The sequence below is a fragment of the Sphingobium sp. CFD-2 genome, from assembly GCF_024611135.1.
Classification (GTDB): Bacteria; Pseudomonadota; Alphaproteobacteria; order Sphingomonadales; family Sphingomonadaceae; genus Sphingobium; species Sphingobium fuliginis.
In genome coordinates this window covers 1,072,187-1,093,266 of the sequence record NZ_CP084406.1, presented here as the reverse complement: position 1 = coordinate 1,093,266, position 21,080 = coordinate 1,072,187, and the positions used below count along the sequence as shown (strand labels likewise).

12 protein-coding genes are annotated in these 21,080 nt (G+C 65.5%); 4 read left to right on the top strand and 8 right to left on the bottom strand.

Annotated features, from left to right (window positions below; all coding sequences use genetic code 11):
* Positions 1 to 8: 8 nt before the first annotated feature.
* The 5 genes from LDB29_RS25085 to LDB29_RS25065 all read right to left on the bottom strand — a co-directional run bounded on the left by LDB29_RS25085 (position 9) and on the right by LDB29_RS25065 (position 10,070).
* Complete coding sequence (locus LDB29_RS25085) at positions 9 to 1,577, bottom strand: alpha-N-arabinofuranosidase (RefSeq protein WP_137708884.1); 1,569 nt, start codon at positions 1,575 to 1,577, stop codon at positions 9 to 11.
* A 40-nt stretch (positions 1,578 to 1,617) separates the two neighbouring features.
* Positions 1,618 to 4,242, bottom strand: coding sequence for a glycoside hydrolase family 3 C-terminal domain-containing protein (locus tag LDB29_RS25080; protein WP_137708885.1), 2,625 nt, complete (start codon positions 4,240 to 4,242; stop codon positions 1,618 to 1,620).
* Between the two features lie 100 nt (positions 4,243 to 4,342).
* Complete coding sequence (locus LDB29_RS25075) at positions 4,343 to 5,473, bottom strand: glycoside hydrolase family 43 protein (protein WP_025772339.1); 1,131 nt, start codon at positions 5,471 to 5,473, stop codon at positions 4,343 to 4,345.
* 80 nt (positions 5,474 to 5,553) lie between these two features.
* Positions 5,554 to 7,098: a tryptophan halogenase family protein gene (locus tag LDB29_RS25070; RefSeq protein ID WP_099186496.1), complete on the bottom strand. Its 1,545-nt coding sequence runs from the start codon at positions 7,096 to 7,098 to the stop codon at positions 5,554 to 5,556.
* Positions 7,099 to 7,181: 83 nt separating this feature from the next.
* On the bottom strand, positions 7,182 to 10,070 hold the full coding sequence (locus LDB29_RS25065; protein ID WP_137709106.1) for a TonB-dependent receptor: 2,889 nt from the start codon (positions 10,068 to 10,070) through the stop codon (positions 7,182 to 7,184).
* Positions 10,071 to 10,304: 234 nt separating this feature from the next.
* Here LDB29_RS25065 and LDB29_RS25060 point away from each other — a divergent pair, with 234 nt between their 5' ends.
* The 4 genes from LDB29_RS25060 (at position 10,305) to LDB29_RS25045 (ending at position 15,269) form a co-directional block, all read left to right on the top strand.
* A complete protein-coding gene (locus LDB29_RS25060) occupies positions 10,305 to 11,048 on the top strand; it encodes a SapC family protein (RefSeq protein WP_229742661.1) in 744 nt (247 codons plus the stop codon).
* Between the two features lie 2 nt (positions 11,049 to 11,050).
* Complete coding sequence (locus LDB29_RS25055) at positions 11,051 to 12,070, top strand: cupin-like domain-containing protein (protein WP_137708886.1); 1,020 nt, start codon at positions 11,051 to 11,053, stop codon at positions 12,068 to 12,070.
* Between the two features lie 62 nt (positions 12,071 to 12,132).
* Positions 12,133 to 13,194: an alpha/beta hydrolase family protein gene (locus LDB29_RS25050; RefSeq protein ID WP_253719225.1), complete on the top strand. Its 1,062-nt coding sequence runs from the start codon at positions 12,133 to 12,135 to the stop codon at positions 13,192 to 13,194.
* Positions 13,195 to 13,307: 113 nt separating this feature from the next.
* Complete coding sequence (locus LDB29_RS25045) at positions 13,308 to 15,269, top strand: sialate O-acetylesterase (protein WP_137708887.1); 1,962 nt, start codon at positions 13,308 to 13,310, stop codon at positions 15,267 to 15,269.
* 15 nt (positions 15,270 to 15,284) lie between these two features.
* Here LDB29_RS25045 and LDB29_RS25040 read toward each other — a convergent pair whose 3' ends face one another.
* Genes LDB29_RS25040 through LDB29_RS25030 form a run of 3 tightly spaced genes read right to left on the bottom strand, consistent with a single transcriptional unit; the run spans position 15,285 to position 21,078 of the window.
* Positions 15,285 to 17,192, bottom strand: coding sequence for an NPCBM/NEW2 domain-containing protein (locus tag LDB29_RS25040; protein ID WP_257557434.1), 1,908 nt, complete (start codon positions 17,190 to 17,192; stop codon positions 15,285 to 15,287).
* On the bottom strand, positions 17,189 to 19,522 hold the full coding sequence (locus LDB29_RS25035) for a glycoside hydrolase N-terminal domain-containing protein (protein WP_137708889.1): 2,334 nt from the start codon (positions 19,520 to 19,522) through the stop codon (positions 17,189 to 17,191). The genes LDB29_RS25040 and LDB29_RS25035 overlap by 4 nt, the downstream gene beginning before the upstream one ends.
* Complete coding sequence (locus LDB29_RS25030) at positions 19,519 to 21,078, bottom strand: glycoside hydrolase 43 family protein (RefSeq protein WP_137709108.1); 1,560 nt, start codon at positions 21,076 to 21,078, stop codon at positions 19,519 to 19,521. The genes LDB29_RS25035 and LDB29_RS25030 overlap by 4 nt, the downstream gene beginning before the upstream one ends.
* Positions 21,079 to 21,080 lie beyond the last annotated feature (2 nt).

Genomic DNA, 21,080 nt, shown 5'->3' with positions numbered 1-21,080 from the left:
GATTATCGTTATTGCAGGTCGAGCACGACCACGGACCGGGGCGGCAGCGCCACCGTCAGCGTGCCGCCGCTCACCTGCGCGCCGGTGAAGGCGGCGGGCTTCACCACCTCCGGCGCGTCGAAGCTGTTGTGCGAATTGATCGCCGGGGCGGTCAGGATGCGGCCCGACACATTGGCGGCGTTCAGCCCGTCCAGCTTCACCGTCACCATATTGGTCTGGTTGGGATCGAGGTTCGACAGCCCGACATGGACCTTGCCGTCCCTGGCCCGCACCGCCGATCCGCTGACCGCCGGCATGACGAACCTATCCTTGTTGTACCAGGGCGTGTCGATGTCGATCGGCAGCACCGTCGCGTCCTGCCAGGGCTTGTACATTTCGAAGACATGATAGGTGGGGGTGAGCACCATCTTCCTGCCTTCGGTCAGGATCATCGCCTGCAACACATTCACCATCTGCGCGATGGCGCTCATGCGCACCCGGTCGGCATGTTTGGCGAAGATGTCGAGGTTGACGGAGGCGACCAGCGCGTCGCGCAGCGTATTTTGCTGCCGCAGGAAGCCGGGATTGGTGCCGGGGTCGGGCGCATACCATGTGCCCCATTCGTCTACCGCCAGGAATATCCGCTTCTGCGGATCATATTTGTCCATCACCTTGCTATGGCCGGTGATAAGCTCGTCCATCTTCCATGTGGCGGCCAGCGTGTCGGCCCAGGCGGTCTCGTCGAAATTGACCGGATCGGCCTTGGGCGGCCAGCCGCCCTGGGGCAGGGTGTAATAATGGAGCGACAGCGCATCCAGTTGCTTGGCCGCGTCGCGCATCATCACTTCGGTCCAGTTATAGTCGCCGCCGTTCGCGCCCGACGCGATCCGCACCAGCGTCTTGCCGGCGGGAACCTTCAGGAAGGTCGAATAGCGCTTCGTCACGTCGGCGGCATATTCGGCGCGCATATTGCCGCCGCAGCCCCACAGCTCATTGCCGATGCCGAAGGCGGGCAGCGCCCAGGGTTCCTTGTGCCCGTTCTTCGCGCGCTCATCGGCCAGGCTGCCGGCGGGCGCGGTGATATATTCGACCCATTCCGCCATTTCCTGCGGCGTGCCGTTGCCGACATTGCCGGAAATATAGGCTTCTGCGCCGACCTGCCGCAGCAGTTCGAAATATTCATGCGTGCCGACGCTGTTGGGTTCGGTCACGCCGCCCCAATTGGTGTTGACCTTGATCGGGCGCTTGCCCTTCGGGCCGACGCCCTCCCGCCAGTGATATTCGTCCGCGAAGCAGCCGCCCGGCCAGCGGATCACCGGGACGGAGAGGTTGCGCAGCGCCGCCACCACATCGTTGCGGAAACCATTGGTGTTGGGGATCGACCGATCATTGCCGACCCACAGGCCGCCATAGATGCCATGGCCCAGATGTTCGGCGAATTGCGTGAAGATGCGGCGGTCATAGACCGGGCCGGGCCGGTCGGCATGGATGGTGGCGGTGGTCGGCTTGCCGGCGGTGTCGGCGCTGGCGGTCGTCGCCGCCAATGCGCTGGCGCAGAGAAGCAAGGCGGCGGTCGTGCGGCGCAGGGTCTTGATCATGGTCGTCCTCTTCGGAAAATGGCGGCGGAATGGGCGAAACCTATTTGGGCAGCGGGATCATCCGGGCGATGCTGTAGCGGGCCTGCTGGACCTGCACGCCGTCGCCCGGCTGGCCGCTGCCGACGCTCAGGCCATAATCGCCCGGTATCAGCCCGCGCTCCCCCGCCATGGTGACGAAGCTGAGGTCGCGGGGGCTCAAGGTGAATTCCACATTCCGGGTCTCGCCGGGCTTCAGCGTCACCCGCTGGAAGCCGCGCAGGGCAAGGCGGGGCGCGCCCTCGAACCGTGGCGGCGTGATGTAGAGCTGCGCGACATCGTCGCCCGCCCTTGCACCCGTGTTCGTGATGGCGGTGCGCACCTTCAGGCCATTCTCGACCGAACCGTTCACCGGCTCGACCGTCAGCGGGGCGTAGCGGAAGCTGGTGTAGCTGAGGCCGTGGCCGAAGGGATAGACGGGCTTGCCCCTGAAATAGCGATAGGTGCGCCCCTCCATCCCATAGTCGGTAAAGGGCGGCAGGTCAGTGACGCTCCTGTAGAAGGTGACGGGCAGTCGGCCGCCCGGATCGGCCTTGCCCGAAAGGACATTGCCGACCGCCAGCCCGCCGGATTGGCCCGGATACCAGGCTTCGACGATGGCGGCGGCATTCTCCTTCGCCCAGGACAGGTCGATGGCGCTGCCATTCATGGCGACGACGACCAGCGGCTTGCCCAGCGCCCTGGCCTTTTCCAGGAAGGCGCGCTGGTCGGCGGGCAGGTCCAGCGTCGTCTTGTCGCCGCCGTCGAAACCCTCCACCTTGACGGGCATCTCCTCGCCCTCCAGGTCGGAGGTCAGGCCGACCACGGCGACGACGACATCGGCATCCTTCGCGCCCGCTGTCAGATCACGGTCGAGATCGTCGGTAACGCGCTTCCAGAAGATCGCCGGGCTGGCGGCGACGCCGCTCTCGCCCTGCAGGCGGATGGCGTAGCGCTCGCCCCTGGTCATGCGCACCTCGACCAGCTTCAGCGGTTCCGCCCAGCGCGAATATTCGCTGGCGGAGACGACGGGCTTGCCGTTCAGCGAGACCTCGCCCTTCACTCCGGTCAGCGCCAGCCGATAGAGGCCGGTTTCCGGTGCGACCAGATAGCCGCTCCAGCACACCCGATGCTGGTCCGACACCTGTTTGAACTCGGCCGCCCGCGATACGATGCTGGTTTCGGTCCGCGTCAGCACCGGCCGGGTTGCAAACTGGTCCTTGCCCGTGGCGTTGAAATATTCGGCCTTGATTCCCGGCTTGCCGTCCGGCGTCAGCAGCGCGGTGCCGGGGACGAGGTCGCCGTCCGTGATCGACGGACTGAAGGGGATCACCGTCACGCTGTCCGCGCCCATGACCTGTTTCAGGCCCTCCGCGACCGAAATGGGCGGAGCGCTCTTGGCCGAGGAATAATTGCCGCGCAGTACGCGGGTCGCATCCGCCAAAGGCCCAGCCAGCGCGATTCTCGTCCCGGGCTTCAGCGGCAGGACGCCGTCATTCTTGAGCAGCACGAGGCTCTTTTCCGCGGTGCTCAGCGCCAGCGCCTGATGATCCGGCGTACCGATCGCGCTCGGGGGGATCGCGTTGGGCTTGCGGGAGGACAGGCCCGGCAGGTCGCCATTGCGGTATCGCGCGGAAAAGAGCCGGACGAGCGCGGTGTCGATGTCGCCCATGCCGATAAGGCCCCGCGCCAGCGATTCCTTGTATCGATCGCCAAGGTCGGTGCGTCCGCCCAGCGTCGCATTGTTGCATTCGCTGTCGACCCCGTAGCGCAGCGCGACGGCAACGCCGGTGGCGGCGTCGGGCGCATATTTGTGATGCTCGTAAATGTCGACCACGGCGTCGCAGTCGGACACGACATAGCCCTTGAAGCCCCATGCGCCGCGTAGATAGTCCTGCAACAGCATATGACTGCCGCAGGCCGGTTGCCCGTCGACGCGGTTATAGGCGCACATGATCGACCCGGCCTTGCCCTCGACAATGGCGGCGCGGAAGGCGGGGAGGTAGGTGTCCTCCAGATCGTGCGGCGTGGCGAAGATATTGTCGGTGTGACGGCTGGGTTCGGGGCCGCTATGGACCGCGAAATGCTTGGGCGTGGCGACGACCAGAGGCAGGTCCGGATCGTCCCCCTGCATGCCCTGGACGAAGGCGACGCCGATCCGTGCCGTCAGATAGGGGTCTTCGCCATAGGTTTCCTGCCCCCGGCCCCAGCGCGGATCGCGGAAGATGTTGATGTTGGGCGACCATGTGTCGAGGCCCGTGCCGATCCGGCCGAGATGCCCGGTCTGCCGTCCCAGCCTATGCAGCGCCCGGACCTCCGTGCCGATGGTGGCGGCGACCTGCCTGATCAACGGCGCGTCGAATGTGGCGGCAAGGCCGATAGGTTCGGGAAAATTGGTCGTGGGCACCGCCCCGATCGCGCCATGAAGGGATTCGGTCCACCAGTTATAGGCCGGGATGCCGAGGCGCGGGATCGCGGGAGCGACGTTCAGAAGCTGTCCGACCTTCTCGTCCAGCGTCAGCCTGTCGACGATCTCCCGCGCCTTGCCGTCGGCCTCCGCCCATATGTCCGTGGCCTGCGCATGGACAGTTGCCGGGGTCGCGAGGCACAATATCGCGCCGGCCGCGCGCAAGGCGAAAGCGGTCTTCATGATTATCTCCCCAAGAAGCGCGCTGTTTTCAGCGTCACTCGATATGTCTCGTCCGGTCGGTGGGGCGCGGGGGATGGCACTTCCCCCGCGCCCGGCGCGCTCAATGGGCCGCGCCGTCCTTCGTCCCCTTGGCGACGAAGGGATTGATGGTCCGGATCGTGCCGTCGGGATTATAATGCAGTTCGGTCACCTTCACGTTGCGCAGGCGGGTCTGGCCCGACAACTGGCTGTCGGCGTAGAACAGCCACCATTTCCCGTTCCATTCGACGATGGAATGATGGGTCGTCCATCCTTCCACAGGCTCCAGGATGCGGCCCTTGTAGGTGAAGGGGCCATAGGGTGAATCGCCGATGGCATAGACCAGATAATGGGTGTCCCCGGTCGAATAGCTGAAATAATATTTGCCCTTATATTTGTGCATCCACGACGCCTCGAAGAAACGGCGGTCATGGTCGCCGCCCAGCAGCGGCTTGCCCTTGTCGTCCAGGATCTGGATCGCGCGGGGCGCTTCGCTGAATTCCAGCATGTCGCCGGTCAGCTTCGCGACGCGCGGCGCCAGCGCGGGCTTGTCGTCCTGTCCCAGATCGGTCTTCGACCCATCGGGATCATATTTGCCGTCGACATTGCGCTGAAGCTGTCCGCCCCAGATGCCGCCGAAATACATATAGCTCGATCCGTCATCATCGGTGAAGACGGCGGGATCGATCGAATAGCTGCCCTTGATCGGCTGCGGCTGCGCCTTGAACGGACCCATCGGGTCCTTCGACGTGGCGACGCCGATGCGAAAGGCGCCCGCCTTGTCCTTGGCCGGGAAGTAGAGATAATAGGTGCCGTTCCTGTACGCAGCGTCCGGCGCCCACATCTGCTTGTCGGCCCAAGGCACGTCCTTCACATCCAGCGCCACCGGGCCGACCGTCACGGGGCCGCCGATCCTGTCCATCGACAGGATGCGATAGTCCCGCATCTCGAAATGGCTGCCCAGATCGTCCTCCGGCGTCGGCCCGTCGATGTCGTGGCTGGGATAGACGTAGATCTTCCCGTTCCACACATGGGCGGACGGGTCGGCGGTGTAGATGTCCGTGACCAGCGGCTGCGACAGATATTCGGATGCGTCGCGCTTCGCTTCGGCCTTCGGCTGGGCTTCGTTCGCCGGCTGCGACTGCTGGCATCCGGCGGCGAGCAACAGGGCGGCGAGCGGCAGGGCTTCCAATGCGCGCAACTTCATGGGCATGCTGATCCTCTCTGGTTATTCCCGCAACGATAGCGCTACCATTTTGCGAAGGCAATCTTGTACGACAAATTATATGGCCGTCAGACCGGTTGCAGTCCATGGGCCACGATCTTGTCGATCAGATCGCGATGGCGCGGCAGGCCGGCGCGCAGCTTCGCCGTCATGGCGGTATTTTCCCGCCGGGCGCGGTCCGCCAGATGGGCGTCGCGCGCCAGGGCGGGCCGGTCGACCTCTGTCCGGAATCCCATGCCGTAAAGCACATATTGGTAGCTCGCCGCCGGGAAGACCTCCTCCACCCGGTCGAACTCGTCGAGGAACCAGGGCGATTGGTAACGCCAGAGCAGCATCAGTTCCTTCAGACGATCGGGAATGGTCTCCTCCCGAACATTGTCGCGCCAGAAATCGCTGTCGGTGCGCTTCGTCAGCACATAATGCAGCTTCAGGAAATCGATGATCCGCCCCCAGCGATAATGGGTCGTGGCGTTGAAGCGCGAAGCGATGATGTCCATCACCTCGCGGCAGGCGGGCATCTGCTCGGCGATGATCTTGGCCGACAGTTCGATGAGGACGATGGCCGACGCCTCCAGCGGTTCGAGGAAGCCCGCAGCCAGGCCCACGGCGACGCAATTGCCCTTCCAGAAGGTTTCGCGATGGCCCGACCGGATTGCGATTTTCCGCGCGCCCAGCCCCTCGGCCAGCGGACCGATATAGGCGCGCAGTTCCCGTTCCGCCTCTTCGTCGGAAATATGGTTGCTGGAATAGACATGGCCGATGCCGCGCCGGGTCGGCAGGCCGATGTCCCAGATCCAGCCCGCGCTCTGCGCGGTGGAGATGGTGTGCGACGCCATCGGGCTGTCGGGCCGCTCATAGGGCACCTGCATGGCGAGCGCGGTGTCGCAGAACAGCACGTCGTTGCAGTCCCTGAACGGCACCTTCATCGCGCCTTCGATCAGCAGCGCCTTGAATCCGGTGCAGTCGACGAACAGGTCGCCCTCGATCTCGCCGGCCTGGGTGGTGCGGATGGCGCGGATGTCGCCATCCTCCTTCATCAGCACCTGCTCCACATCGGCCAGAACATGACGGACGCCCAGCTTTTCGCAGCAATGGCGTTGCAGGAAGGGCGCGAACTTGCCCGCGTCCAGATGATAGGCATAGTTGGCCAGCGCGTCATATTCGGCGGTCGCGATGGTCTTGGGCGCCAGGCCGTCGTCGCAGATGCGGCCCTGCGAACAGACGCTGTCGCAGAAACTTTCATCCCCCTCGCCCGCCAGCCAATGGGGGGCAAGGTTCACCTGCCCGAAATTCTGGGGCAGCATCAGGGGGTGGTAATAGCCGTCGTCAGGCGTTCCCGTCGTCCAGCGGGCGAAGCGCGCCCCTTGCTTGAAGGCGGCGTCGCATTCGCGGAACAGGTCGGTTTCGGAAATGCCCATGCGCGACAGGGTGGTGCGCAGCGTCGGCCATGTCCCTTCGCCCACGCCGATGATCGGCGTGTTGGGGGATTCGACCAGCGTCACGGTGAAGCCGTTGCCGATGCGGCTGCGATGGCGGGCGGCGATCACGCCGGCGGTCAGCCATCCGGCGGTCCCGCCGCCGACGATCACGATGTTGCGGACGGGATGAACCATGGCGACAGCCTTGATAGGGAAAGCGGGAAGGAACGCCAAAAAGGGAGGGGATGTCAACCGACATCCCCCCAGGGCGAGACAGGTTAGAAGCGGTAACGAACGCCTGCGGTGTACCGCCGGCCATAGGCATAGACGTCAAGCAACTGGTTGCTGAACCGGCCATGGGTGCTGACCGTTTCGTTGGTGAGGTTCAGCGCCTCGCCGAAGATGGTCAGTTGCTTCGTGATGTCGAAGCTGGTGCTGAGGTCGACCTGCAACGCCTCGTTCACGAAGGTCGGTTCGGCGCCGAAGGCCGAATTGTTCTGTGCCTGGCCGAAGGCCTGCAGATATTTGTCGCGCCAGTTGACGGCAGCACGGATCTGGAAGCCGTTCTTGTCGTAGAAGCCGACGAAGTTCGCGCTGTTGGCAAGGCCGGTCACCGCGAAACCGCTCTGCGACAGGTCGGTCCTGTCATAGGGCTTGTTCGTATCGACGAAGGTGGCGTTGGCATTGAAGCCGAAGCCGCTGTCGCCGAAGACATGCTGCCATGCCAGTTCCACGCCCTTGATCGTGGCGGACGGGCCGTTGACCCGCTGCGACACGGTGAAGACGGCCGGCTGGCCCGTCGTCGGATCGACCACGCCGTTGATGGTCTGGCGCTGCGTGCCGGCAACGATGAAGTTCGACACGTCCTTGATGAAGAAGTTCACCGCCGCATAGGAGTTGCGCTGATAATACCATTCCGCCGCGAAGTCGAAATTGTCCGCGAGGAAAGGCTGCAATCTTGGATTGCCCCCGGTCGCGGTCAGCGCGCCGACGCGCTGGCCCACACCGACGTTCAGAACGGGCGTCAGGGTGTTGAGCGAAGGACGGGTCAATGTCCGCGATGCGTCGAAGCGGAGGTGGAAATTGTCCGTGACCTCCAGCTTCATATCCAGACTGGGAAGCAGATAGGAATAGCTGCTCTTCGTCGAGATCGGCTGACTTTCGGAGAAGGTGACGTTGAGGAGCGTCGGGTCGGCGGCGCTGCCCGTAAGGGCAATGGGCAGGCGACCGACGCCGCTGGACGTCAGGTTGGTGATCTCCTCGCGAACCCCCGCATTGAAGCGGAAGGGCATCCCCGCAATCTCATGTTCGAAATTCACGCTGACATAGGCGGACCAGGTTCGTTCCCTGATGTCCTGGACGCTGCCGGGATCGAGCGCGAGGTCGAAGGCTCCCGTGAAATTCGGCCCGACCGTGGGATCGGCATAGTTGAAGCCCGGGATGTTCGTCGTCTGCGGATTGCCCAACCCTTCCAGATATTCCTGATAGGCGCGCGGGTCATAGGCCAGCAGTTCCGGCGGCAGATTGCCGGAGAAGCCCGGAATCCAGTTGTTCAGGCTGATCGGACGGCCATAAAGGCTGGTCGGGATCGGCACGCCCGTATTCCGGCCCGAAGGTGTGCCGTAGCCCGCATAGGCCTGCCAGAAATTATTGGCGAAGGTGTTGCGGTTCTCCAGCCGGAAGCGGTCCTCCATATAGCGGCCGCCGAACTTCACGCGGAAGCTGTCGTCCTCCCAGGTGCCGCCGAGACGGAATTGCTTGATCTCATCGGAGTTCTTCTGGACTGACCGAACGGTGACGTGCGAACCGATGATGGTGGGATCGCTCCAGCGCGACTGATCGCCGGCCGGGCCATAGGTCGTCAGTTCGGGGAAGCTGTTCTTGCTGTCGCCGGTCACGCGGACGCCCAGCGCCGTGCCGAGCAGGCCGCCATAGCCGATGTCGCCATTCTCGCTGCCGATCCGGTTTCCGGGGTTCTGCCGGCTCTTGGCGTAGGAGGCGTCCGCTTCGAACTTCAGATTGTCGGTCGCATCCCATTTCAGGTTGACGCCGACCTGATTGGTTTCCAGCAGACGGCTGTCGCGGCCGGCCGTGAAGTCGGTCGGCGTGCCCGCCTGGATGAAATTGATCGTCGTGCCGTTCTCGTCCTGCTCCACATTGCGCAGGTCGCCCTGGTTGAACCACATGCCGAAACCGGAAATGTCGGTCACGATCTTCTGGCGCGAATAATTGTCGTCGATGGTCAGCATCACGTCGTCCGAAGGCTGCCACTGGAAGGCGATGCGGCCGTCGATGCGTTCATCCTTGGTATAGCGCTGGTCGGCGCCATATTGCTGCTGATACCAGCCGACGACATTCTGCCGGTTGGTCGGGGTCGCCCAGGCGGCGGATTCAGTATCCGACGTCGGGGAACAGCTTGCGGCGGTGCTGCCTGCAAGCTGGCACGGCGCGAACCGGCCGCCCTGCCAACCCGAAACATAGACGCGGTTCACCTGGGTATCGCGACGGGTATAGACCGCGTCGACAAGGATGCCCATTGTGTCGTCGGCAAAGGTGGTGCTGAACAGGCCGCCGATCGTCGGCACGATCTTGCCGGCATCGTCCTGGACCGATCCGGCCGCGCTCATCGCGACGCGGGTGCCGGGGTGATCGAAGGGCTTGGGGTAGGAGATATTGACGGTTGCGCCGATCGAACTGCTCGACAAGGAAACGTCGGGCGTCTTGAGGACTGCCAGCTGGCCCACGAAGTCCGATCCGACAGTGGTGAAGTCGACCGATCGTCCACCGGTCGCCGTCGAAATCCTGCGACCGTCGATCAGCGTTTCGTTGAAGTCTCCGGCGAAACCGCGAACGGTGATGCCGTCCGGCTCGCCACGCGAACCGGCGCGATTGATCGATACGCCCGGCAGGCGCTGGAGCGACGCCGCGACGTTCGAATCCGGGAACTTGCCGATGTCTTCCGCAGAAATGACGTCGACGACGCCGGAAGAATCGCGCTTGATGTCGAGATTGCGCTGCAATGAGCCGCGAATACCGGTGACGATGATGTCGGCATCGCTGGCCGGCGCGGCGTCCTGGGCCGTGGCCGGAACGGCGATGGCCAGGACCAGCAGGCTTGCCGTCGCCGCAAGCGCGGCACGGCCGCGCGCCGGTTCGGCCTTGGTCATTCTATACGTCATGATCCTCCCCTTGTTCAGACAATATCTCGCCCGAACGCCGCGGCACTATTGCTGCGGCGATCATGTTTTCTTGATCAGGGTGATTTGTCCCGCTTTTCTAAGCGGATTTGATCATCCTCACCCAGGCCTTCTTTTTTTCTGCTGAAAATGGTAGCGCTATCTAAACGCGCGATCAAGCGGAATTGTAGGCGTAATCATTATCCGCCAGGATGCAGCCTCCGCATGGGGAAAAAGCCGGCCGAAGCGGCAAGCCGAGCGGCCGTCAACAAGGTGGGAGAGGATATGGAAGAGGTGGAACTGCTGAACAGCGAACTGCACGCAACCTTGCGGATGCGGCCCGCGAACGAGGGACGCGATCCCTTCGTCCGCATCGTGGTCGGCGAATTTGCGGCTGCGGCCGCTGCCTGTCCCCTGTTGTTTTCCAAACATGCGGAAACCGGCGCTTTCTATGCCGGGGCGCTGATGGGCTTCAAAAGAGGGGAATGTCTGATCGATTCGCCCGACGGCCGACCGGCATTCCGGCCGCTGGAGGCGGATCGCGAGGGCTTCTTCGCTCTGGGGGAGAGCATCGCCTTCGATCCCGCCCATGACCGTTTTGCCGGGCGGGAGGGCGAATCGCTGTTCGATGCGCAGGGCGCGCCCACGGCATCGCTGAAGGCCGTGCAGAATGCCTTGGGCCGCCTGATGGCAGGGGCCGCGGATACCGACGCCTTCATCGCGGAGATGCTGGCCCATCGCCTGATCGAGCCGATCGACATCTCTCTCAACTTCGATGATGGGGAAAGGCTGCGACTCGACGGGCTCTACACGATCAGCCTGGATGCGCTTGGCGATCTGGACGATGCGACGGTGCTCAAGCTGTTCCGGGCGGGGCATATGCAAAGCGCCTATGCCATGATCGGCTCGCTCCGGCACATCGCGCTGATGGCGCGCCGCCGCAATGAACGGCTGGCGGTGCCGGCCTGAACATGGGCGACGCCAGCCCCGTGATCGAGGCGTTCGCGGCGGCCGATATGACGGCGGCTGACGATCTGCGCGCATTCGCCGCCCTGTGCCGACCCGCGGCGATCCGCGGGCGGTTCAACAACTGGCCGGCAGTGGCGGCCGGCGGGCAGGGCGGGACGGCGGCGCTGCACTATGTCGCCCGATTCGCCGCCAGTTCGAGCGCCGAATATTTTACCGCGGGCGCCGAGCTTGGCGGACGTTATCATTATGGCGACGGCCCCGGCGGCTTCAACTTCACGCGGGAAACGGCCAGTATCGGCGATGCGCTGGGCCGGATCGCCGCCAATGCCGAAAGCGGGAGCGAAACCGCCTATCTGGGATCGCTGCCCGCCGATTCCCATTTTCCCGGTTTCGCCGAGGAGAATCCCTGCAATTTGGTGGGCGCTGGCGTTCATCCGCGCCTCTGGATCGGCAACCGGTCGACGGTCGCCTGTCATTATGACAGTTACGACAATCTCGCCTGCGTGGTGGCGGGACGGCGGCGCTTCACCCTTTATCCGCCGGACGCCATCGGGGATCTTTATGTCGGACCGGTGGACCATACGCTGTCCGGCCAGCCCGTTTCCATGGCGGCGGGCGCACCCGATGGAGCGGCGACCTATCCCCGTTTCGCGGCCGCGCGGGCAAGGGCCCTCGTCGTCGATCTCGCTCCGGGCGACGCGCTCTATCTGCCCAAGCTCTGGTGGCATCAGGTAGAGGCGCTCGACGACGTCAACATCCTCGTGAATTATTGGTGGGACGGGTTCGCGGCGGGCCCCGATTCGCCCTATGCGGCGATGCTGCTGGCGATGATCGCCCTGGCCGAGCGGCCCGAGCGTGAGCGCGCCGCGTGGCGCGCCTATTTCGATCATTACGTCTTCCGGCCGAACGGCCATCCGCTGGCGCATCTGCCGGAGGAGCGGCATGGCGTCCTGGGGCCGCTGGCGAAGGGCAATTATGGCCGTATCCGGACATTGGTCATGCGGATGCTGCGGGGCGCCTGAGCCTGGAAGACAGGAGCTTGAAGACAAATGACATGCGATGGAAAGGGGATGATGTGAAGAAGATGATCATGGCCGCGATGGTCGGATCGGCATTGGCGATGAGCGCCGCGCCCGGCGGGACGCAGGTGGCGACGGGCGGACCGCCGGCGGTGGCAGGCGCGAAAGCCGTGACCGTGGAGCGGATCAAGGTGCATGCGCCGTCCATCGAAGGCAATCTGGAGGGGGAGGCGGCCGACCGCGACGTCCTGGTCCTGTTGCCGCCCAGCTATGGCCGCGAACCGGGCCGGCGCTATCCCGTCATCTATGCGCTGCACGGTTATTCCATCGGGGTGGAACAATGGACGAAGGAAATCCATGTCCCGACGACTGTGCAGAATGCCTTTGCGAAGGGCTCGCGGGAGATGATCCTGGTGTTGCCCGATTCGAAGACTGTCCATAATGGGTCGATGTATTCGGGATCGATGACGACGGGAGACTTCGAAACCTTCATAGCGCGTGATCTGGTCCATTATATCGACACCCATTACCGCACCATCCCCCGCCGCGAAAGTCGCGGCCTGGCGGGGCACAGCATGGGCGGTTACGGCACCAGCCGCATCGGCATGAAGCATGCCGACATGTTCGGCGCCCTTTACATGATGAGCCCCTGTTGCCTGTCCCCGCGCAGCGCCGGGCAGATGGACGCGGCAGCGTTGAAGGCGCTGGAGGCGGTGAAGACTCCTGCCGATTCGGCTGCCTTGCCTTTCTTCCTCAGGGCGCAGCTTGCGACCGCCGCGGCCTGGTCCCCCAATCCCGGGAACCCGCCGCTCTATCTGGACCTGCCGGTCAAGGACGGCCAGGTGCAGCCGCAGGTTCTCGCCCGCTGGGCGGCCAATGCGCCCCTGGCCTTCGTCGACCAATATATCGGCAATCTGCGCCGCTACAGGGCGATTGCCATCGATGTGGGCGACAAGGACGGGCTGAAGGACGACGCACGGGCGCTTCACGAAGCACTCGACCGCTATGGCATCGCCAACAGCTTCGAAATCTACGACGGCGATCATACGAACCGGGTCGCATGGCGTTTTCAGGACAAGCTGATCCCGTTCTTCGCCAGCCATCTCGATTTCGGAACGGCGAAATAGGCGCCTTTCGGTGGTAGCGATAACAAATCCGGTTGCCGCCGGAGGAAAATGGATTATCCCTGCGCGTGACGGCCCGGGACAGGGCCGACAGGACAGGGAGGAGCGAACGGCCTATGTTTTCCCGCAACATCATCTGGCACTTGGGTTCGACCGTCAGTCTGGTCGCGCTGAGCGCGGCTCCGGCGTTGGCCGCGCCGCGCTTCGACCCCATGTTCGGCGATCATGCCGTCATCCAGCGCGATCATCCGGTGACGGTGACGGGCAGGGCCGATCCCGGCGAAGCCGTCTCGGTCACGCTGGCGGGTGAGGTCCGGCAGGTCCGCGCCGACGGCGAAGGCCGTTTCGCGGCGCAGTTCGGCCCGCTCGCCACCGCAGGACCGGTGACGCTGGAGGCCCGCGCTCCGTCGGGCAGCGCGGTCGCGCAGGATGTGGCGGTGGGCGACGTCTTCCTCTGTTCGGGCCAGTCGAACATGGAGCTGGAGGTCCGCAATGCGCAGGATGCGGTGGGCCAGATCCGCGCTTCGGCCGATGACCGATTGCGCCTGATGCTGGTGCCGCGCGCTGTGGCGGACGATCCGTTGCGCGACTTCCGGCAGGCGCCGTCCTGGCGCCCGGCCGGACCGGACAGCGTGGCCGATTTCTCAGCCGCCTGCTATTATATGGCGCGGGAATTGCGGAAGACGGCCGGCGTGCCGATCGGCGCCATCGCCAGCAGTTGGGGCGGATCGCGGATCAGCCCGTGGATGGGCGCGCGGGCGCAGGCGGCGGTCGGACAGGCGGCGCAATCGGCGCTCGTATCGCTGCATGGGCGCGATCCCTTTGCGGCGGAGCGGGCGGCCAGCGCCGAATGGGAAAAATGGTGGCGCAAGGAAACCGGGGATGCCGCCGGCAAGGAACCCTGGCAGCCGGACAGCAGCATCGCATGGCAGGACGTGCCCAGCATAGGCCCTTGGGAACAATGGGGCGTTCCCGCGCTGGCCGACTATAATGGCATGGTCTGGTTCCGCAGGGAGATCGAACTGACGGCGGCGCAGGCGAAGCAGGCGGCCACCCTCTCCCTCGGACTGCTGGACGATGTCGGCCGGGTGTGGATCAATGGCAAGCCGGTGGCGATGAGCGCCCGAAGCTGGCAGCCGAGCATGTTCGACCTGCCCCCCGGCGTGCTGAAGCCGGGACGCAATGTGCTGATCGTCAATGTGCAGGACAACTATGCCAATGGCGGCTTGTCCGGCCCGGCGGACGTCATGAAACTGGGGCTTGGGCAGGGGCAGGGCGGGGACCTGCCGCTGGGCGACGGCTGGCGCTATGCGGTGCCGGCCAGGTCGCCGGCGGGCGCGCCGCGCGTGCCGTGGGGCGACACGACCGGTTCGGGCACGCTCTACAACGGCATGATCGCGCCGCTGGGGTCGATAGGGTTGAAAGGCGTCGCCTGGTATCAGGGCGAATCGGACGTCGACCTGCCCGGCTATGCCGACCGCATGAAGGCGATGATGGAGGATTGGCGGCGGCAGTTCGGTTCGCCCGACCTCGCTTTCGTCGCGGTCCAGCTTGCCGCTTACGGCGCGCCGGTGACGCAGCCGGGGGAAAGCGGCTGGGCGGCGATGCGCCAGGTGCAATATCAGGCGATGGCGCGGGATGCGCATGGCGGCCTCGCCACGGCCATCGACCTGGGCGACCCGTTCGACATCCATCCGGGCGAAAAGCAGGAGGTCGGCCGCCGCTTGGCACGGGCGATGCGCGCCGTCGCCTATGGCGATCCGGTGTCGCGCACCGGCCCGCAAGCGGCGCGGGCGGTGGCGACGACGGACGGCGGCGCGGCGGTCGAGTTCACCGGGCTGACCGGCGGGCTGCATATGCGCAGCGCGAGTCAGGCCATCGGCTTCGAACTGTGCGGAGCAGCGGCCGGAAGCTGCCGTTTCGTACCCGGCCGGGTGGAAGGCACGCGCATCGTGCTGGCGGGCGACGGCCTGCCGGCGACGCGCGTGCGCTATGCCTGGGCGGAATCGCCGGTCGTCAACCTCTATGACGAAGCGCCGCTGCCGGTCGGATCGTTCGAGCTGCCGATCACGCGGTAACGGGTGGAGGGGGGATCAGCGCAGCAACGCTGCGTCCCCCCAGCTCACCGGAACGGCATTGCCCTTCGCGCCGTCAGCGCGGGCGACCAGTTCCAGCAGCTTGATCCCCTTCACATCCGCGGCGATCGCCTGGGCCGGCGCGCCCCGGCGCATCGGCGGCGTGCTGGCGAGCGGCTTGCCGTCGCCATAGAGGAAGAAGCGCACCGCCTGATCCCCGTCGAGCGCGCTGTCGTCCACGCCGACCTGCGCCGCAAAGCGGGCGAAGCCGGCGTTGCGCACTTCAAGCCGGCTGTTGGCCAAAATGCCTATGCCCGAGCCATAGGTTCTGCCCGCGATGACGAGCGGCTGGTTATAGGGGGTGAAGTCCGCCATCGCGCCGCCCCAGCCGGCATACATCGGCCGCTCCCCGATCCCGCGCGTGCCGCGCCAGTTGGGGATCGAGCGATAGATGGTGGGATCGGGTTCGGGCTGCACCACGCCGTCCGCCGCCGGATTCACCATGCCGGGCTGTTCGGACAGGTAGAGGCCGCCGGCCAGCGTCCGGTCGCCCCTTGCGCGGAACACGACCGTTTCGCGGGGAGCGACGCGCAGCTTCATGTCATGCGTGAAGCTGCTCTTCTCCCCCGTCCAGAGATTGGCGAGCGCGATCGGGTGGTCGGCGCGGAACTTCAGGTGATCGGCGGTCAGGATCGCGTCCACCGGCGCAAGGCCGCGATTGAAGAGGGCGACCGCCTTGTCCCCGTTGGCCAGCGTCTTGACGAGAATCTGGAAGCCGTCCGCGTCGAAAGCCATGACCGCCTGATTGCCGGCCGGGTCCTGGTTGAGCGCGATGATGTCGGCATTGCCGAAAATGTCGATCAGCGGCTGCGGCGTGACGCGCAGGTCCGCGCCGATCAGCAGCGGCGCGTTCATCATCGCCCATAGGGAGAAATGCGACTTCGCCTCGATCAGGTGGTTCGCATCGAAATCACCCTTGCCGATGAAGAGCATGTCGGGATCGTTCCAGCTTCCCGGATGCGCGTATAGGGCACGGCGGGCGGCGCTGTCGTAATTGGTGAGCATTCGTCCCCAATCCGGCGAAATGTCGTCGCTGGTGCGCGAGATGTTACCGACATCCTTGCCCCAGCTCCGGACATTGGCGCTGCCCCAGATGCAGAGCGAGAGCATATAGTCGCCATCGGCATTATATCGGGCAAGCGACTGGTTGATGTCGGCGAACAGCGCCTTGACCGCCGGGATGTTCGATCGGCTGATGCTGTGCTGGTCGATCAGCGGCGCCAAGGCGCGATATTGCCCACTCTTCACCCGCTCGGCGTCGGCGGCGTAGGCGCGGATGCCGCAGCCGTCGACCTTGATCGCGTCGAAGCCCCAGTCGGCGAAGAAGAGGCGGATATCCTGGTCGGTATGGCCGTAAAGGCCGACTTCGCGTTCTGCGACGCTGCCCTCGGGAAGCTGCTCGCTGCCATCGGCATAGGCTTGCGAGCAGATATTGCGGCCGAGGTCGGAATAGATGCCGGCCTTGAACCCCATGGCGTGCAGCCTGTCGGTTAGCGGGCGGAAGCTGGGATCACCCTTGACCCGCGCGGAGGGGAATTTGTCGGTGCGGATCATCAGCTTGCCGTCGCTCACCCGGCGCCTGATCCACCAGCCATCGTCGATGTTGATGTAACGATAGCCCTTCTGCGCGAGGCCGGTGTCGCGGATACGTTCAGCCGAGCCCATCAGCTTTTCCTCGTCCACATGGGTGAAGAAGGCGTTCCAGCTGTTCCAACCCATGGGCGGCACTTGCGCGCTGCCCGCCCGATAGGCGGACCAGCGGCCGGTGGGGGCGAGCGGGTCAGCGGTCTGCACCGGCGACTGCGCGGAAAGCGCGGTGCCGGCGCACAGCGCCACGGTCGGCAGGAGGAAATGGCGCAGGGTCATGCAAAATCCTTGAGCGTCAATGTGACCGGCAGGCCGGCCTTGAAGGTGAGGGGGCGGCTCTTCGTCCCGAGGCGGATGGTGCGGCGCCCGCTGAGTTCGGGGCGCATGATGGCCCGGTCCAGCCGCCCATCGCGCCAGTGGAGATCGATGCCGCAGCGGCCCCGCGCCCGCAGGCCGGTGACGCCGCCGGTGGGCCAGGCCGCGGGCAGCGCGGGCAGCAGGTCGATGACGTCGCCATGGCTGTCCATCAGCATTTCGACGATCCCAGCCGCGCCGCCGAAATTGCCATCGATCTGGAATGGCGGGTGGGCGTCGAACATATTGGGATAGGTGCGCTCCGACCCCAGCAGGAAGCGCAATATCTCATGCGCATGATCGCCCTCGCGCAGGCGCGCCCAGAGGTTGATGCGCCAGGCGGTCGCCCAGCCGGTCGCGCGGTCGCCGCGGATTTCCAGCGTGCGGCGCGCGGCGGCGGCGAGCGCGGGGGTGCCGTCCGGCGTGATCTGGCGCGAGGGGTGCAGGCCGTAAAGATGAGAGACGTGGCGGTGATTCTGTTCGGGCGCGTCGGCGTCCCAATCCTGCTGCCACTCCTGGAGCTGGCCCCGCCGCCCGATCCTGTAGGGGGCGAGCCCGTCGTGCGCGGCCTGCATTTCGCTGACAAGGGCGGCGTCCTGGCCGAGGATCTTCGCGGCCTCCATCGTCCGGGAGAAGAGGTCGCGCAGGATCGCCATGTCCATCGTCGGCCCGGCGCAGACGGTGCCGCCGTGGCCGTGCGGGTTTTCGGGGCTCATCGACGGATTGGTGACGAGGAAGCCGGTCGCCGGATCGCGCTGGAGCGTGTCGAGGAAGAAGCGCGCCGCGCCCGTCAGCAACGGGTAGATGGACGCAAGATAGGCGCGATCGCGGCCATAGTCATAATGATCCCACAAATGGACGCAGAGCCACGCCCCGCCGGTCGGCCACAGGCCGAACTGCGCACCGTCGATCGGCGCGGTGGCGCGCCAGAGGTCCGTATTGTGATGCGCCACCCAGCCGCGCGCGCCATACATGGTCCGGGCGGTGCGCGCGCCCGTGACGGCGAGTTCGCGCACCATCTCCACCAGCGGCTCGACACATTCGCCGAGCGCGACCGGCTCGGCTGGCCAGTAATTCATCTCGGTATTGATGTTGATCGTATATTTGGAGCCCCAGGGAGGATTGAGGCTGTCGTTCCAGAGCCCCTGCAGGTTTGCGGGCTGACCGCCGGGGCGCGACGAACAGATCAGCAGGTAGCGGGCATAGTGGAAATAGAGCGCGGCGAGCGCGGGATCGTCGCTGGTCTGCGATGCGGCGATGCGCTGGTCGGTCGGAAGCTGGGCGGCCGGCGACGTGCCAAGGTCCAGGCTGACGCGGCGGAACAGCCGCCGGTGCGCGGCGGCGGCATCCGCGGCGATGGTCGCGAAGGGGCGGTCTTGCGCACGGCCAAGCGTCGCGGCGGTGCCGGCGACGGGATCGCCGCCGACATCGTCGAACCGCCTGAAGCTGGTCGCCATGGCGAGGAACAGAGTGACCGACTTCGCGCCCCGGATGCTGAGGCGGCCGTCTGCGCCGTGGGTGGCGCTGCCGTCCTCCACGCGGGCGGTCAGGCGGGCGGCGAAGCGGAGCTTGCCCTCCATCCCCTTGGACGCGCCGTTGCGGCCGGTGAGCAGCAGGCCGGCGGCGCCGTCCGCAGCGACCTGAACGCCGCTCTGGGAGGAGCGGAGGGAAATATCGATGTCGAGCCTGCCGGTCGAGGAGAGGCGGACGGCAATCAGATTGTCGGCGGGGGAGGCGACCACCTGACGGACATGGGCGGCGCCGCCGGCGGTGAAGCGGGTGGTTGCCATCGCGCTGTCCAGATCGAGTTCGCGGTGATAGGCGGCCGCCTGCCCGACGTCCGGAAAATCGAGGATCAGGTCGCCCAGCGTCTGATAGGGCATTTGCGCCAGCGGCTTTGCCATCAGCGTCTTGTTGGCCAGCGCTTCGGCCTCCGCGATCCTGCCCGCGAAAATGAGTTCGCGCACCTGGGGCAGGTTCGCCTTCGCCTCCGGATTGACCGGATCATAGGGCTGGCCGGCCCAGAGCGTGCCTTCGTTGAGTTGCAGCCTTTCCCGCGCCACCCCGCCGAACACCATCGCGCCAAGGCGTCCGTTCCCGATCGGGAGCGCTTCCGTCCACGTCGCGGCGGGCTGCCGATACCAGAGCGTCAGCGGATGCTGCGCTCCAGGTGCGGCGTCTGCCGGCCGGGCGGCGGCGAGCGCGGCGGTGCCCGCGGCCATCGCCATCATGGTTTCACGGCGGCTGAGGCTCATGGACGCACGCCCTGCGGAAGCGGCATGAGGGTGAAGCTGTCGACATCGAGATAGCCGCCGGCCGGCGCGGGATTGTAGCAGGAAAGCGCGATCTGCTGCCCCTGGAAGGTGCCGGTGCGCCAGTCGAAGGCGAGCGGGAAGCTGCCGCCCACCTCCGCCCATTTCCGGTTGTCGAGGCTGTAGGCGACACGGCCCAGCTTCGCGTCGAAATCCATGTCGGTGCGCAGCCAGAGCGTGCGGCCGGCGATGGACAGGGACGGGACGCGCACCTCTGTCTTCGGCCCGTCCATGGTGCTTTCGGTCAGCATCATGCGCAGCGCCTTCGCACCCCCTGCGCCGCCGACGACCGAGAGTTGGGCGCTATATTTGCCGAAGCTGCCAAGGCCGCAAATGTCGCCCGGCCTGATGCCCGTCGTGTCGAGCTTCGTCACGGCGCGCATCCTTGGCCCCTGCGCCTTCTGCGTCAGCGTGTTGCGCGCGGTCCAGATGCCGTCGGCCTGCGTGGCGTGGAGGCGGAGGAAGCCGGGGCGCTGCGTCAGCGACCATTTGCTGTCGTCAGGATTATGATTCCACTGCCATTGCAGCCCGAGCTTCGATGCGGAGAAATCGTCCGAGGCGGGCGGTTCGGCAAAGGCATGGCCCTTGATCGGCTTGGGCGATCGTTCGGGAACGTGATCGGGCCTGTCGGGCGTGCCCCACCAGGGCCAGTCGTCCTTCCAGAAGATCGGGCTGATGTTGGTCATGCGCCCGATCGCGCCGGCATCCACCATGACGAAGCCGTACCATCTCCCGTCGGGCATATCCACGATCGCGCCCTGATGACCGCCGGTCCTGTCGTCGATCGATGGTTTGGTTTCCCACGGTCCCCACAGGCTGCGCGAGCGGGAGACGGTCATCGCCAGCTTGCCGGGAATGGCATTGAACAGATAGTACCAGCCATTGTGGCGGATGATCTTCGATCCTTCTGCGCCCTTATTGTAATAGGTGACCTTCGCGGCGGTGACGGCGCTCAAATCCTTGTTGAGCGTCAACAGCGTCACCGTGCCGTCGCTGCCGATCGAGGTGCCGAGATAGGCCGTTCCGTCGGCATCGATGAACAGCGCGGGGTCGAAGGCTTCCCGGTCGATCTCCCGATACGTCCACGGACCTTCGATCGTCGACGATCGATAGATGCGCGTCCTGTGACCGACCGGCGTGACCGCCAGATAGAACATGCCATTGTGGCGGCGCAGGCTGGCGGCATAGAAACCATGGCGATAGTCGCCGCCGTCCTTCAGGTCATAGCGCGGGTCGCCATCGAGCCGGTCAACCACATGGCTGACGATCCGCCAGTTCACCAGATCCTTCGAGTGAAGGATGGTGACGCCGGGGGAGTTTGCGAAGGTCGTGGAGACGAAATAGAAATCCTCGCCAACGCGGATGATGTCGGGATCGGGATAGTCGGCGAAGAGGACGGGATTGCGATATGTGCCGTCGCCCTGATCGGCGCGCCAGACCTGCGCGGGCGCGGCAAGGGAGAGGCTGGCGGTCAGCGCGACGGCGACCGGGCGGAGCATGG